We start from the raw sequence: 15,332 nt of genomic DNA, 5'->3' as shown, positions 1-15,332 counted from the left end.
TTTTTTTGCCCGTTATTCAGGTCGCCATAAATGGCGTCATGGTTGTCCGTTAGCGTAAATCGGTCGCCATAGATGCCGCCTGCAGGCAATAAAAAACCCCGGACTGGCCGGGGTTTGATGTTGACTGACTTGCCAGAGGTTACGCGCTTTCCGGACGGGTTGCCGGTGCGGTTGCCTGATGCGTCGCGCTGTGACCACCGGCTGAGCCGCGGCCCTCAAAGCCAAAGGCTGGACGGACCCAGTCGCTGTTGCGAACCGGTTCTGGTTCCCACGCCGGTGCTGGTGCTTTAGTCATCGGTGCAGTCGCGTGATGCTTGAAGCGCGTCTCAACCGTGGTTACTGCGGTATCACGTGCTGCAACCGGCGCATGAGGTTCAGTGACTGGCGTGACTTCGGCTTCAGCCGCGACTGGCGCAGCCAGCACGTCTTCAACCTGAGCTTCAACGGCTGGCGATACATCCACCGGCGCCTGTTCAGCAACTGCAGCCACTTCGCTTACTTCAGGCTTCGCTTCTTCAGCCACGGCAGCCGGTTCCGCTTCAGCCGCGGTTTCCTGTGCAACCTGTTCGTCAGCAGCAGAGATCACTGATGGCTCTTCGTTAACGGGCGCGGCAATCGGCGTGACGTCATCCGTATTCACCACGGGCACATCGGTGTGCGCCTGCGGTTCAACCTGATGTACGGATTCTTCAGCGGCAACCTGCTCAACGGCCGGTTCAACAGCGTCAGCGGGTTGAGTCTCGGCATCCGGTGTTTGCTGGTAACCGTAATCCGACACTTCATGCATCGCATCTTGCGTGCTGTACTCTTCCTGCGCTTGCGCAACCGGGTAAGAGATCCACACTTTGCCTGACGCCATTTCTGGTGAAGCAGCAGCAGATTCCAGCGGCATTGCAGACTGCGTTGGGTAACGCTCGTCACGATAGCGACGACGACGCTGACCGCTTACGCGCAGATGACGCGGTGAACGACGTGAACGGCGCGGCATATTGGCGCTATCACGGTTATCGCTATCATCTTGCTCGTCATTGCTGGCTTCAGGATGCTCTTTGTACTGAGCACGCGGCGCAGTTTCAACGGCAGCATCATGAACCACCGGCGCTTCGACAGTGATGTCAGGCGTTTCGCCAACACGCACGCGCTGTGACAGCTGACGCTGCTTACGACGCGGCATGACCTGAACGCGTTCTTCTTCGTGCTCAACGTTTTCGTCAACCGCAGGCGCCTGAACAACCGGTTCAGCGGCTTTCTGATCCTGCTGCTGAGCACGTTTTTCTTCCTGACGACGACGCTGGCGATCGGCACGCTGTTCGCGGCGCTGTTGCTGCTGCTCATCACGTTGCTCAAGCGCTTCATCGCTCAGCACTGGACGCGCTTCACGCGGCTCGTTCTGACGCTTGTTACGACGGTTGTCCTGATTATCACGCGGTTCGCGGGCTTCACGTGGCTCACGTGCTTCGCGCGGCTCGCGCGGTTCACGACCTTCGCGCACCTGACCGTTCTCGCCATTACGCGGCGTACGTTCACGACGATTGTTGCGACGGTTGTTATTGTTACGACGTTCGCCACGCTGCTGGGTGGTTTCAGATTCAGCGGCAACAACGGCTGGGGCTTCCTGCTTAGTTTCAGCAGGCGCCGCAGCAGGCGCATCACCGGCAAACAGTTTCTTCAAGCCACTCAGCAGGCGAGCCACGAAACCAGTGTTGGTTACTGCAGGCGCAGCAACTGCTGGTTTGGTTTTCACTTCTGCCGCTGGCTGAGTTTCTTTCACCACTTCAACCGGCGCAGGCGGCGCATCAGGCATCGCGAAAGCGGCCAGTGCTGGCTGCTCCGGACGACGACGCTCAGCGTGCTCTTCTTCAGAAGGCAGCGCCATTTCCGCTTCGTGCAGTTTCGGTAAGTGATAGCTCAGCGTTTGCGTCTCTTCGCCAGTACGAACACGCAGTACCGAGTAGTGTGGCGTTTCCATCTGATCGTTTGGCACGATGATGGCACGCACACCGCCCTGGCGTTTTTCGATGGCGCTAACGGCATCACGCTTTTCGTTCAGCAGGTAAGAGGCGACCTGAACCGGCACAATGGCATGCACTTCTTTAGTGTTGTCTTTCAGCGCTTCTTCTTCAATCAGACGCAGAATAGACAGCGACAGCGATTCGTTATCACGGATGGTGCCGGTTCCGCTGCAGCGTGGGCAGACGTGATGGCTGGATTCACCCAGTGACGGGCTCAGACGCTGACGCGACATCTCCAGCAAGCCGAAGCGTGAAATGTGGCTGATCTGAATACGCGCACGATCCTGACGTACTGCTTCACGCAGGCGGTTTTCCACCGCGCGCTGGTGGCGTACTGGCGTCATGTCGATGAAGTCGATAACAATCAGGCCGCCGAGATCGCGCAGACGCAATTGGCGTGCAATCTCATCGGCCGCTTCCAGGTTGGTGTTGTACGCGGTTTCTTCGATATCACCGCCGCGAGTAGCGCGTGCGGAGTTGATATCAATCGCCGTCAGGGCTTCGGTGCTATCGATAACAATCGATCCGCCTGATGGCAGACGCACTTCACGCTGAAAGGCGGATTCAATCTGCGATTCGATTTGGTAGTGGCTGAACAGCGGGATTTCACCGGTGTAGAGTTTGATTTTGCTGCTGAAGTCCGGACGACCCAGTGCAGCAATGTGCTGACGGGCCAGTTCCAGTACTTTTGGATTATCGATAAGGATTTCACCGATATCCTGACGCAGATAGTCGCGGAAGGCGCGCACGATAACGTTGCTTTCCTGATGGATCAGGAAAGGCGCTGGGCGGCTATCTGCGGCTTTCTTAATGGCTTCCCAGTGCTTCATACGGAAGCTGAGATCCCACTGCAGTGATTCGGCAGATTTACCCACGCCCGCAGTGCGGACGATCAATCCCATGCCGTCTGGAAGTTCCAGTGCGGAAAGTGCTTCTTTTAATTCGGTACGGTCGTCGCCCTCAATGCGGCGTGAAATACCACCGGCACGTGGGTTGTTCGGCATCAATACCAGATAGCTACCGGCCAGGGAAATAAAGGTGGTGAGTGCTGCACCTTTATTACCGCGTTCCTCTTTATCAATTTGAACGATAACTTCCTGACCTTCACGCAGCACATCTTTGATATTCGGACGACCATGTGCGTTGTAATTGGCGGGGAAGTATTCGCGGGAAATTTCTTTCAGAGGGAGGAAACCGTGACGTTCTGCACCATAATCGACAAATGCAGCTTCAAGGCTGGGTTCAACGCGGGTGATTTTACCTTTGTATATGTTGGCTTTTTTCTGTTCGTGTCCAGGACTTTCAATATCCAGATCGTACAGACGTTGTCCATCAACCAGGGCAACGCGCAACTCCTCCTGCTGAGTTGCGTTAATTAACATTCTTTTCATCGTGACTTACTCGTTATTCTCACATGAGTGATCTAGCTGCGGGCATCGTTACCCTGGACGAGAATCAACCGATGGCCCCGTGTCTTAATGCACTGACGTCAACCTCACGGTTGTCGGCGGCTAAAGGGGCGCAAATCTTGTCGGTGGCCTGTTTTTCATAAGGAAATCCAGCGCCTGAAGGTGGAAATGTTACAGAGTATTCAAAAATCCACACATCCTGGTCTGTCGTCCAGGCCGCAACCCGCAGCCCGCTAAGTGCCTGATTTAACATTACGTCTTACGCCATTGCTGCGTGTCCGTTAAATCCGGCAAAATGACTTATTTCGCTCTTTTTCCTGCCTGAATCTTTCCAGGGCAGAAACCCCTGCATTATTCCATTGCTAACTCACATTAAGCAAGGCGACTTTTGCCAAGCTGAGAAGTTTATTCATCCATAACCTGTTCATTTGCTGGGCTAATCATCGCATCGCTGAAAATGTCGCCATTTTCACCGTTTCAATACGCGACAAAGAGAGAGTTAAGCACAGAAAAAGGGGTGGCGCTATCCAGGTACACTAATTAGAATCGCCGCCATGAAAACTGAGAATCCCGGCGTACAGTATGTCGCCATCACGGCTGAAAATGCCGGACAACGAATTGATAACTTTTTGCGCACCCAGCTCAAGGGCGTGCCGAAAAGCATGATTTACCGCATTTTGCGTAAAGGCGAAGTACGGGTAAATAAAAAGCGCGTGAAACCGGAATATAAGCTGGAGGATGGCGACGAGCTGCGTATTCCGCCGGTGCGGGTTGCCGAACGCGAAGAGAACACGGTTTCACCGAAACTGGATAAAGTGGCGGCGCTCACCAATGCCATTCTGTATGAAGATGATTACCTGATGGTGCTGAATAAACCGTCGGGCACTGCGGTGCACGGTGGCAGCGGATTAAGTTTTGGCGTGATTGAAGGGCTGCGTGCGCTGCGTCCGGAAGCGCGTTTCCTTGAATTAGTCCATCGTCTGGATCGTGATACTTCTGGCATTCTGCTGGTGGCGAAGAAGCGTTCTGCTTTGCGCTCGCTGCATGAGCAACTGCGCGAAAAGGGCATGCAGAAGGATTACCTGGCGCTGGTGCGCGGTGACTGGCCGTCGCATCTGAAAGTGGTGCAGGCTCCGCTGTTAAAGAACATTTTGCAGAGCGGCGAACGCGTGGTGCGCGTGAGTGCGGAGGGCAAACCTTCCGAGACGCGCTTTAAAGTAGAAGAGCGTTTTGGTTTCGCGACCTTAGTGAAAGCCAGCCCGGTGACGGGCCGTACCCATCAGATTCGTGTGCATACGCTGCACGGTGGCCATCCGATCGCTTTTGACGATCGTTACGGCGACCGCGACTTTGATGCACAGCTGGGTTCGACGGGCTTGTCGCGTCTTTTCCTGCATGCGGCTGCGTTGACCTTTACCCATCCCAATACCGGAGAAGTGCTGCGCATGGAAGCGCCACTGGATGGCGCACTGAAACACTGTCTTGCACAGTTGCGTCAGAAGAAAGACTGATTGAAGGGGCATCAACACAATGCGTTGATGCCCACCGCTCTTAACATCTCATTTAGCGCGATCAGCGGTAAGCCAATCAAGGTATTAGGATCGCGACCCTCTAGCTTGTCAAATAAACAAATCCCCAATCCTTCGCTTTTGAAGCTGCCGGCGCATTGTAGCGGTTGTTCCTTTTCGACGTAGCCGCGAATCTCTTCGGCACTCAACTCGCGGAAATGCACGGTAAAGGGTTCGCAAATAACCGATTGTGTGTCGCTCTGCGGTTGCAGAAGCGCCAAGCCAGTATAAAAGGTGATGGCGTTGCCGCTGGCGGCCGCGAGTTGCTGGCAGGCCTTCTCCACGGTATGCGGTTTACCGGTTATCTCGCCATTCAATACACAAACCTGATCGGAACCGATAATCCAGCGGTCCGGGTAACGTGCAGCCAGCGCCTGCGCTTTGGCTAATGCCAGCCGCTGCACCAGCTCGGAGGCTGATTCATGCGGCAGCGGGGATTCGTCGCAATCGGGAGCGGCGGTAATAAAAGGCAGGCCCAGTTTGCTTAGCAGCGCCTGACGAAAAGGGGAGGTAGAAGCTAAAACCAAAGGTGTCGTCATTTTTTTTCAGAATAGATAGCGTAAAGATGACAGTCATTTTAAACTATGCGCCGCACTGGATGCGACTAACGGGTGAAAGATGCCGTAAACCGGCCTTTTTCTTTGACTCTATGACGTTACAAAGTTAATATGCGCGCCCTATGCAAAAGGTAAAATTACCCCTGACGCTCGATCCGGTCCGCGCCGCGCAAAAACGCCTTGATTATCATGGTGTTTATGCACCTGAATTGGTGGCGCGCTTGGCCGAAACGGTCGTGAGTGTGGACAGTGAAGTTGAATGCAATATGTCGTTTGCGGTTGATAACCAGCGCCTCGCCGTTCTGCAAGGAACAGCCGAAGTGCAGGTGACTCTGTCATGTCAACGCTGCAACCAGTCGTTTCCACGTCATGTTCACGTAAGCTATTGCTTCAGTCCTGTCTCTTCTGATGAACAGGCCGAGGCACTACCGGAAGCCTACGAGCCAGTTGATGTCAATGATTTTGGTGAGATCGACTTGCTGGCAGTGATCGAAGATGAGCTCATCCTCGCGCTGCCCGTGGTTCCGGTGCATGATTCTGAACACTGTGAAGTGTCCGACGCGGACATGGTATTTGGTCAATTGCCTCCAGAGGCAGAAAAACCAAATCCCTTTGCCGTATTAGCCAGTTTAAAGCGTAAGTAATAGGAGTAAGGTCCATGGCCGTACAACAGAATAAACCAACCCGTTCTAAGCGTGGTATGCGTCGTTCACACGATGCGCTGACCACTGCTGCTCTGTCAGTAGATAAAGTTTCTGGCGAAACTCATCTGCGTCACCATATCACTGCGGATGGTTACTACCGCGGTCGCAAGGTTATCACCAAGTAATCCTCGCGATTACACAAGGCGATACCTTGACACGTTTGACCCTGGCAGTTGATGCCATGGGCGGGGACTTCGGTCCTTGCGTGACAGTGCCTGCAGCCTTGCAGGCACTGGCCTCTCATTCGGAGCTGGTTCTTCTTCTGGTCGGCGATCCCGACATCATCTCGTCATTTCTTGCCAAAGCGGATTCCTCGTTACAGAGGCGTGTGCAGGTTATTCCTGCCGAATCGGTTATTGCAAGTGATGCCAAACCTTCTCAGGCGATTCGTAACAGCCGCGGCAGCTCCATGCGTGTGGCGTTAGAGTTGGTCAAAGAGGGGAAAGCACAAGCCTGTGTCAGTGCGGGAAATACCGGCGCACTGATGGGCCTGGCGAAAATGCTATTAAAACCGCTGGATGGCATTGAGCGTCCGGCGTTGATGACGGTGTTGCCGCATCAGCAGCATGGCAAAACGGTGGTGCTGGATCTCGGCGCTAACGTTGAATCCGACAGCGCCATGCTGGTGCAGTTTGCGATCATGGGCGCAGTGATGGCCGAAGAAGTGTTGGAGATCGCCCAGCCGCGTGTTGCGCTGCTGAATATTGGTCAGGAAGAGACCAAAGGATTGGAAACAATCCGCGCCGCATCTGCGGTGCTGCGAGCGTCACCGCAAATCAACTATATTGGATATCTTGAGGGGAACGATCTCCTCACCGGCAAGACGGATGTGCTGGTTTGTGATGGCTTCGTTGGTAATGTCACGTTGAAGACCATGGAAGGCGTGGTAAGAATGTTCCTCTCTCTGATTAAATCGTCAGAGGAAGGAAAAAAACGGGCCTGGTGGCTAACATTGCTGGGACGCTGGATTCAAAAGCGTCTGGCGAAGCGTTTCGGCCATCTCAACCCCGACCAGTACAATGGCGCTTGTCTGTTAGGATTGCGCGGGACAGTGATCAAAAGCCACGGTGCGGCGAATCAACGTGCATTTGCCGTGGCGATAGAGCAGGCAGAGCAGACGGTGCGAAAGCAAGTCCCTGAAAGGATTGCGGCGCGCCTTGACACTGTATTAGCCAGGAGTGACAAAGCGTAGATGTTTACCAAAATTATCGGTACGGGCAGCTATTTGCCTGAGCAGATTCGCTCCAATGCGGATCTGGAAAAAATGGTCGAGACGACGGACGAGTGGATTGTCACCCGTACCGGCATCCGTGAGCGTCGTATTGCCGCTCCGGAAGAAACCGTTGCTACTATGGGCTTCACCGCAGCACAGCGCGCGTTGGAAATGGCGGGTGTGAATGCGAGCGACATTGGCCTGATCATTGTGGCGACCACCTCTTCCAGCCATGCCTTCCCAAGTTCAGCATGCATGATCCAGCAAATGCTGGAGATTAACGATTGCGCTGCCTTCGATTTGGCCGCTGCTTGTGCGGGCTTCACCTATGCACTGAGCGTTGCCGATCAATACATTAAAAATGGTGCGGTAAAACATGCGCTGGTGATCGGTGCAGACGTGCTTGCACATACGCTCGATCCTAACGATCGCGGCACCATCATTCTGTTTGGTGATGGCGCGGGCGCGGTGGTGCTGAGTCAAAGCGAAGAGCCAGGCATCCTTTCTACCCATCTGCACGCCGACGGCCGTTACAGCAAACTGCTGACGCTGCCGTATCAGGATCGTGCCCATCAGGATGAGCCTGCTTATCTGACGATGGCGGGGAATGAAGTCTTCAAAGTGGCCGTGACTGAACTGGCGCACATTGTGGATGAAACTCTGCAAGCCAACAATCTTGATCGTGAAATGCTCGACTGGCTGGTGCCGCATCAGGCGAATCTGCGCATTATTAGCGCAACCGCCAAAAAGCTCGGTATGGGCATGGAGAAAGTTGTGGTCACGCTGGATCGTCACGGTAATACCTCGGCCGCGTCAGTGCCAAGTGCACTTGACGAAGCGGTGCGCGATGGCCGTATCAAGCCGGGACAACTGATTCTGCTGGAAGCCTTTGGTGGCGGTTTCACCTGGGGTTCTGCGCTGGTTCGCTTTTGATTGACAGGAACGAAAGATGACGCAATTTGCTTATGTTTTCCCAGGACAGGGATCGCAGACCGTCGGCATGTTAGCCGAGCTGGCCGCTGAAAACCCGCAGGTTGAAGCCACTTTCCGTGAAGCTTCTGACGCACTGGGTTATGACTTATGGCAGCTGGTCCAGCAGGGACCAGCTGAAGAATTGAATAAAACCTGGCAGACACAGCCTGCGCTGCTGGCGGCTTCTGTTGCCATCTATCGCGTATTGCAGAGCAAAAATGCGGTGCAGCCAAGCATGATGGCCGGTCACAGCCTTGGTGAATACTCGGCGCTGGTTTGTGCCGATGTGCTGAATTTCGCTGACGCCATTAAATTGGTTGAGCTGCGCGGCAAACTGATGCAGGAAGCGGTACCGGAGGGTACTGGCGCTATGCAGGCGATTATCGGCCTGGATGATGCATCCATCCGTAAAGCCTGTGAAGAGAGCGCTCAAGGCCAGGTGGTTTCACCGGTTAACTTCAACTCGCCGGGCCAGGTGGTTATCGCGGGCAACAAAGAAGCGGTTGAACGTGCGGGTACAGCCTGTAAAGCTGCCGGTGCCAAACGTGCATTGCCGCTGCCAGTCAGCGTGCCATCGCACTGTGCGTTGATGAAACCTGCTGCCGATAAGCTGGCAGTAGCGCTCGAAGCGATCACCTTTAGTGCGCCTTCGGTGCCGGTGGTGAATAACGTCGACGTGAAGTGTGAAACTGAAGGTGCTGCGATTCGAAGTGCGCTGGTCCGTCAGCTGTATAGCCCCGTGCGCTGGACCGAATCGGTCGAATTTATTGCTGCGCAGGGCGTTGAGCAGCTGCTGGAAGTCGGTCCAGGTAAAGTTCTGACCGGTCTGACCAAACGTATTGTGGATAGCCTGAGTGCCGCTGCGGTGAACGATTCTGTTTCACTGAGCGCTGCACTTACCCAGGAATAAGAGGAAAAACATGAGCTTTGAAGGTAAAGTAGCGCTGGTTACCGGTGCAAGCCGTGGAATTGGTCGCGCCATTGCGGAAACGCTGGCTGCGCGCGGTGCCAAAGTGGTGGGAACCGCCACCAGTGCAAGCGGTGCGGAAGCAATCAGTGCTTACCTCGGCGACAAGGGCAAAGGCCTACTGCTGAACGTTACTGATGCCGCCTCAATTGAGAGCGTCCTCGAACAAGTTCGCGCCGAATTTGGCGAAGTGGACATTTTAGTCAATAATGCAGGCATTACGCGTGACAATCTGTTGATGCGCATGAAAGACGATGAGTGGGCGGATATCCTTGATACCAACCTGACATCTGTCTTCCGTCTTTCTAAGGCGGTTATGCGTGCCATGATGAAAAAACGCGTGGGCCGTATCATTACCATCGGTTCTGTAGTTGGGACCATGGGTAACGCGGGTCAGGCAAACTATGCGGCTGCAAAAGCAGGTTTGATTGGCTTTAGCAAATCACTGGCGCGAGAAATTGCGTCACGTGGCATTACTGTAAACGTCGTGGCTCCGGGCTTTATCGAGACGGACATGACGCGTGCACTGAACGAAGATCAACGTTCGGGTATTTTGGCAGAAGTTCCCGCAGGTCGTTTAGGTGACCCGCAGGAGATTGCCAATGCTGTTGCATTCTTAGCCTCTGACGAAGCAGCCTATATCACGGGTGAAACGCTTCATGTCAATGGCGGCATGTACATGGTCTGATAATCACGAAAACATTTGCTTTATCTACGGTAAACACCGCAGAATAACGCAAAATCGTGGTTCGACCAGCCGGGATTTTGTTGCATCTTTTTCAACATTTTATACACTACGAAAACCATCGCGAAAGCGAGTTTTGATAGGAAATTAAATAGTATGAGCGATATCGAACAACGCGTTAAGAAAATCGTAGCTGAGCAGCTGGGTGTTAAAGAAGACGAAGTGATTAACACTGCTTCTTTCGTTGAAGACCTTGGTGCAGATTCTCTTGACACCGTTGAGCTGGTAATGGCTCTGGAAGAAGAGTTTGATACTGAAATTCCAGACGAAGAAGCTGAGAAAATCACTACCGTTCAGGCAGCGATCGACTACATCACTAGCCATCAAGGTTAATGAATATCTTCAGGCGGTCACCTCGACCGCCTGAGTTTTATGTTTGCCCCACATAGCGTTATTTTTTCCCTCCCTGGAGGACGTGCGTGTCTAAGCGTCGTGTAGTTGTGACTGGTCTTGGCATGTTGTCTCCTGTCGGCAATACCGTAGAGTCTACCTGGAGTGCTCTCCTTGCCGGTCAGAGCGGCATTAGCCTGATCGACCATTTTGATACTAGTGCCTACGCAACGCGTTTTGCGGGCTTAGTAAGAGATTTTAATTGCGATGATTTCATCTCGCGCAAAGATCAGCGCAAGATGGATGACTTCATCCAATACGGCATCGTTGCTGGTATTCAGGCTATGGCAGACTCCGGTCTGGTCGTAACCGATGAGAATGCTGGTCGCATTGGTGCGGCAATCGGTTCTGGTATTGGCGGACTGGGTTTAATCGAAGATAACCACAGCTCGCTGGTCAACGGTGGACCGCGCAAAATCAGCCCATTCTTCGTGCCTTCAACCATCGTCAACATGGTTGCTGGTCATCTCACCATCATGTACGGCCTGAAAGGTCCAAGCATCTCTATCGCAACTGCCTGTACGTCTGGTGTGCACAACATTGGTCATGCAGCGCGTATCATTGCGTATAACGATGCTGATGTGATGTTGGCCGGTGGTGCGGAGAAAGCCAGTACGCCACTTGGTGTCGGTGGTTTTGGTGCTGCTCGTGCGCTCTCCACGCGTAATGACAATCCTCAGGCGGCAAGCCGTCCGTGGGATAAAGATCGTGACGGTTTCGTGTTGGGTGACGGTGCTGGCATTGTCGTACTGGAAGAGTACGAACACGCTAAGAAACGTGGTGCGAAGATTTATGCTGAGATCATTGGTTTCGGCATGAGCAGCGATGCTTACCACATGACGTCACCTCCGGAAGACGGTTCAGGTGCAGCCGCGGCGATGGTTAACGCGCTACGTGACGCGCAGCTGAACGCTGAGCAGATCGGTTATGTCAACGCGCATGGCACCTCGACGCCAGCCGGTGACAAAGCGGAAGCGCAGGCGGTGAAATCGGTGTTTGGTGCGGCAGCTCACAGTGTGATGGTCAGCTCTACCAAGTCGATGACTGGCCACCTGTTGGGTGCGGCGGGTGCAGTAGAAGCGATTTATTCGATTCTGGCGCTGCGCGACCAGGCGATTCCACCGACCATCAACCTCGACAATCCTGACGAAGGTTGCGATCTGGATTTCGTGCCGCATACGGCGCGCCAGGTCAGCGGACTGGAGTACACCTTGTGTAACTCCTTTGGATTTGGCGGCACTAACGGCTCGCTGATCTTCCGCAAGGTTTAATCGCTCCTCAGCCATACAGAGGCCCGCAATGCGGGCCTTTTTTATATTTTCTACCGGGCTAATCAAGGCGGCCAGCATGTGGATAAACGGCATACCGCAAACCGAGCTTTCAGCACGCGATCGCGCAGTGCAATTTGGTGATGGCTGCTTTACCACCGCCGCGGTGATTAACGGCCATGTTGTGATGCTGGATGCGCATCTGCAGCGGCTCAAAGAGGGCTGTGCAAGGCTAATGATGGATGCGCCGGATTTAGTTCAGCTCGCTACAGAAATGCATAATGCCGCTGCGGGACACACACAGGCGGTGCTGAAGGTGATCGTGACGCCGGGCGCAGGCGGACGCGGTTACAGCCGCGCAGGCTGCCACTCACCTACGCGCATTCTTTCGCTCTCGCCGTGGCCGCAGCATTACGCCACGTTGCAACAGCAGGGCGCTGTGCTCCACACCAGCCCAATACGTCTGGCGCGCAATCCGTTGCTGGCCGGCGTAAAACACCTAAATCGCCTTGAGCAAGTGCTGATTCGCCAGCATCTTGACCAGACGGGCGGTGACGAGGCGCTGGTGCTTGACACTGGCGGGACGGTGGTGGAATGCTGTGCGGCCAATTTATTTTGGCGTAAGGGCAACAATGTTTTTACGCCGCAGCTTGAGCAGGCTGGCGTGGATGGCATTATGCGTCGTTATCTGATGGCACAGATGGCCGCGAATGGCCAGACTTGTCAGCTGATTGATGGCAGCAGGGACGACGTATTGAACGCCGATGAAGTGGTGATATGTAACGCCCTGATGCCCGTTTTACCCGTGCGACAAATTGACGACGTTTCATTTACCGCACGCTCGCTGTACCAGCAACTGCGCGCCAGTTGCCCGACGATGGAAGCATCATGACTCGAATGAAAAAAATTCTCGCAGGCGTTGTAATTGTCGCAGGACTCACCGCCGCCTTTGGCTATTGGCAGATTGAACGTTTAGCTGATACGCCCTTAACACTGCAGCAAGAAACCATTTACACCTTGCCCGCTGGCAGCGGTCGCGTGGTACTGGAAGCGCAACTGGAAAGTCAGAAGATCATTCCGCAAAGTATCTGGTTTGGGCCGCTGCTGAAACTGGAACCGGAACTGGCACGTTTTAAAGCCGGTACCTATCGCCTTGAAACCGGCATGACGGTGCGCCAGCTACTGCAACTGTTAGCCAGCGGTAAAGAAGCGCAGTTCCCGGTGCGTTTTATTGAAGGTTCGCGTCTTACCGAGTGGTTAGCCGAGCTACGCAAAGCGCCATACCTGAAACACACGCTGAGCGACGATCAATTTGCCACCGTTGCCGCCGCGCTTAAGCTTGATGTTAGCCAGCTGGAAGGCGGTTTCTATCCGGATACCTATCTCTATACCGCCAATACCAGCGATGTGGCGCTGCTGGAGCGTGCCCACGCGCGCATGAACAAGTTGGTTGATGAGATTTGGCAGGGACGTATGGAAAATCTGCCTTATAAGAAAGCGCAGGACATGGTCACCATGGCGTCGATCATTGAGAAAGAGACCGGCGTGAGCGAAGAGCGCGCGCGCGTGGCGTCGGTGTTCATCAATCGACTGCGGACCGGAATGAAGCTGCAGACCGATCCCACGGTGATTTACGGCATGGGCGACAGCTACACCGGCACGCTAACGCGTAAAAATCTGGAAACGCCGACCGACTATAACACTTACACCATTAGCGGTTTACCGCCGGGGCCGATCGCGATGCCGGGCCGTGCTTCACTGGAAGCGGCTGCGCATCCGGAAAAAACCAATTACCTCTATTTTGTCGCGGATGGCAAAGGTGGACACACCTTTACCACCAATCTGGCCAGCCACAACAAAGCGGTGCAGGTTTACCGGCTGGCAATGAAGGAAAAAAATGAAAAGTAAGTTTATCGTCATTGAAGGTCTGGAAGGTGCAGGCAAAACCACCGCACGCGATGCGCTGGTTGCCGTGCTGCATGAGCACGGCATTAATGATGTCGTCTTCACGCGCGAGCCCGGCGGTACGCCGCTGGCGGAACAATTGCGTATATTGGTCAAGCAGGGCATAGATGGCGAGCAGGTGACCGATAAAGCCGAGCTGCTGATGCTGTACGCGGCACGCGTGCAGCTGGTAGAGAACGTCATTAAACCGGCGCTGGCACGCGGTGCCTGGGTGGTGGGCGATCGTCACGATCTCTCTTCCCAAGCCTATCAGGGCGGCGGACGCGGACTGGATGCGCAACTGATGACCACGCTGCGTGATGCGGTGCTGGGCGATTTCCGTCCCGATCTCACACTCTATCTCGACGTCACGCCAGAAATTGGATTGCAGCGCGCCCGCGCACGCGGTGAGCTGGATCGCATTGAGCAGGAATCATTGCGCTTCTTCGAGCGCACGCGTGAACGCTATCTGGCCTTAGCTGCTCAGGATCCATCGATACTCACCATTGATGCGGGGCAAAACATTGCAAACGTGACATCGTCACTTCAACGCACTTTGCGTAGCTGGCTGGCAGGCCAATCCGCATGAATTGGTATCCGTGGTTGAATCAGCCTTATCGACAAATCATCGCCCGCCATCAAAGCGGCCAGGCGCATCACGCGCTGTTGGTACAAGCCATTGCAGGCATGGGTGACGATGCGCTGATCTGGGGCGTGAGCCGTTGGTTGATGTGTTTACAGCCGGAAGGATTGAAAAGTTGCGGCCATTGCCACGGCTGCCAGTTAATGCAGGCGCACACGCATCCCGATTGGTATCGCCTGGAAGCCGAAAAGGGGAAATCTTCGCTCGGTATTGATGCGGTGCGCGACGTCACTGAAAAGCTGTATCACTTTGCCCAGCAGGGCGGCGCAAAAATCGTTTGGTTGCCCGATGCCGCGCAGCTGACGGAAGCCGCCGCTAACGCATTATTGAAAACGCTGGAAGAGCCACCGGCCAATTGCTGGTTTTTCCTCAGCGTGCGCGAACCTTCACGCCTGCTGCCTACGTTGCGCAGTCGCTGCATGACGTGGCATCTGTCGCCGCCGGAAGAGGCGCATAGCCTGCAATGGCTGCAGAAACAGCAACCGCAGCCGGAAGAGAAGCTGCGCGCTGCCTTGCGTTTGAGTAATGGCGCACCTGCCGCCGCCTTGACGCTGTTGCAGCCCGAGCGCTGGCAGGCGCGTGAAACGTTGTGTGAAACGCTGATTAAAGCGCTCAACGGCGATGTGCTACAGCTGTTACCCGCGCTAAACAGTGAAGATGTGGCCGTACGTCTCAGCTGGCTGATTTCACTGCTGGTGGATGCGATGAAAGTGCAGCAGGGCGCAAGTCAGTGGCTGAGCAACGGCGATCGTCCGGATGTGGTCACACATTTGGCGCAAAGAATGAACAGCAGTGCGCTTAACAGCAGCGCGCAGCAATGGATGCAGTGTCGCGAACAGCTGTTGCATGTCGCCGCACTCAACCGTGAATTAATGTTGACCGATCGTTTACTCGCCTGGGGACGTTTACTGACTCCGGCAACGGTCGGCTAAGCAAAAGA

General features: G+C 54.6%; 16 protein-coding genes. 13 read left to right on the top strand and 3 right to left on the bottom strand.

Going from position 1 to position 15,332, the window contains the following annotated elements; genetic code table 11:
* Window positions 1-139: 139 nt before the first annotated feature.
* A complete protein-coding gene (gene rne / locus KVT28_RS04490; protein WP_101760842.1) occupies window positions 140-3,403 on the bottom strand; it encodes a ribonuclease E in 3,264 nt (1,087 codons plus the stop codon).
* A 64-nt stretch (window positions 3,404-3,467) separates the two neighbouring features.
* Window positions 3,468-3,674 (bottom strand): hypothetical protein, encoded by a 207-nt coding sequence (locus tag KVT28_RS04485; RefSeq protein WP_101760841.1) that lies wholly within the window; start codon window positions 3,672-3,674, stop codon window positions 3,468-3,470.
* 301 nt (window positions 3,675-3,975) lie between these two features.
* On the opposite strand from KVT28_RS04485, the gene rluC reads away from it, so the two are divergent.
* On the top strand, window positions 3,976-4,932 hold the full coding sequence (gene rluC / locus KVT28_RS04480; RefSeq protein ID WP_101760840.1) for a 23S rRNA pseudouridine(955/2504/2580) synthase RluC: 957 nt from the start codon (window positions 3,976-3,978) through the stop codon (window positions 4,930-4,932).
* A gap of 11 nt (window positions 4,933-4,943) precedes the next feature.
* Here rluC and KVT28_RS04475 read toward each other — a convergent pair whose 3' ends face one another.
* Window positions 4,944-5,528, bottom strand: a complete 585-nt coding sequence (locus KVT28_RS04475) for a nucleoside triphosphate pyrophosphatase (protein ID WP_101760839.1) — start codon at window positions 5,526-5,528, stop codon at window positions 4,944-4,946.
* 140 nt (window positions 5,529-5,668) lie between these two features.
* On the opposite strand from KVT28_RS04475, the gene yceD reads away from it, so the two are divergent.
* The 12 genes from yceD (at window position 5,669) to holB (ending at window position 15,324) form a co-directional block, all read left to right on the top strand.
* Window positions 5,669-6,190 (top strand): 23S rRNA accumulation protein YceD, encoded by a 522-nt coding sequence (gene yceD, locus KVT28_RS04470; protein WP_217546978.1) that lies wholly within the window; start codon window positions 5,669-5,671, stop codon window positions 6,188-6,190.
* A gap of 14 nt (window positions 6,191-6,204) precedes the next feature.
* Complete coding sequence (gene rpmF, locus KVT28_RS04465) at window positions 6,205-6,375, top strand: 50S ribosomal protein L32 (RefSeq protein WP_007885783.1); 171 nt, start codon at window positions 6,205-6,207, stop codon at window positions 6,373-6,375.
* Window positions 6,376-6,401: 26 nt separating this feature from the next.
* Entirely contained in the window at window positions 6,402-7,442 is a 1,041-nt protein-coding gene (gene plsX, locus KVT28_RS04460; RefSeq protein ID WP_008103068.1) for a phosphate acyltransferase PlsX, read from the top strand.
* Window positions 7,443-8,396 (top strand): beta-ketoacyl-ACP synthase III, encoded by a 954-nt coding sequence (locus tag KVT28_RS04455; RefSeq protein WP_217546976.1) that lies wholly within the window; start codon window positions 7,443-7,445, stop codon window positions 8,394-8,396.
* Between the two features lie 16 nt (window positions 8,397-8,412).
* The gene (gene fabD / locus KVT28_RS04450; RefSeq protein ID WP_217546973.1) at window positions 8,413-9,345 is read left to right on the top strand and encodes an ACP S-malonyltransferase; all 933 of its coding nucleotides are present in this window, start codon (window positions 8,413-8,415) and stop codon (window positions 9,343-9,345) included.
* Window positions 9,346-9,355: 10 nt separating this feature from the next.
* On the top strand, window positions 9,356-10,090 hold the full coding sequence (gene fabG, locus KVT28_RS04445) for a 3-oxoacyl-ACP reductase FabG (RefSeq protein ID WP_007885776.1): 735 nt from the start codon (window positions 9,356-9,358) through the stop codon (window positions 10,088-10,090).
* 153 nt (window positions 10,091-10,243) lie between these two features.
* On the top strand, window positions 10,244-10,480 hold the full coding sequence (acpP, locus tag KVT28_RS04440; RefSeq protein ID WP_101760835.1) for an acyl carrier protein: 237 nt from the start codon (window positions 10,244-10,246) through the stop codon (window positions 10,478-10,480).
* Window positions 10,481-10,566: 86 nt separating this feature from the next.
* On the top strand, window positions 10,567-11,808 hold the full coding sequence (fabF, locus tag KVT28_RS04435; RefSeq protein ID WP_101760834.1) for a beta-ketoacyl-ACP synthase II: 1,242 nt from the start codon (window positions 10,567-10,569) through the stop codon (window positions 11,806-11,808).
* 76 nt (window positions 11,809-11,884) lie between these two features.
* Window positions 11,885-12,697, top strand: coding sequence for an aminodeoxychorismate lyase (pabC, locus tag KVT28_RS04430; RefSeq protein ID WP_217546971.1), 813 nt, complete (start codon window positions 11,885-11,887; stop codon window positions 12,695-12,697).
* Window positions 12,694-13,713 carry an endolytic transglycosylase MltG gene (mltG, locus tag KVT28_RS04425; protein ID WP_210080519.1) on the top strand — a complete coding sequence of 340 codons (1,020 nt, stop codon included), beginning with the start codon at window positions 12,694-12,696 and terminating at the stop codon, window positions 13,711-13,713. The genes pabC and mltG overlap by 4 nt, the downstream gene beginning before the upstream one ends.
* Window positions 13,703-14,338, top strand: a complete 636-nt coding sequence (gene tmk, locus KVT28_RS04420; protein ID WP_110865930.1) for a dTMP kinase — start codon at window positions 13,703-13,705, stop codon at window positions 14,336-14,338. The genes mltG and tmk overlap by 11 nt, the downstream gene beginning before the upstream one ends.
* Complete coding sequence (gene holB, locus KVT28_RS04415; protein WP_217546968.1) at window positions 14,335-15,324, top strand: DNA polymerase III subunit delta'; 990 nt, start codon at window positions 14,335-14,337, stop codon at window positions 15,322-15,324. Before tmk ends, holB begins: the two co-directional genes overlap by 4 nt.
* The last annotated feature ends 8 nt before the right edge of the window (window positions 15,325-15,332 follow it).

Origin of the sequence: Pantoea sp. GbtcB22 (assembly GCF_019091025.1) — a bacterium.
Taxonomy (GTDB): domain Bacteria; phylum Pseudomonadota; class Gammaproteobacteria; order Enterobacterales; family Enterobacteriaceae; genus Pantoea; species Pantoea leporis.
Note: the sequence above shows the minus strand (reverse complement) of the source record. Positions and strands in the feature narration are given on the sequence as shown.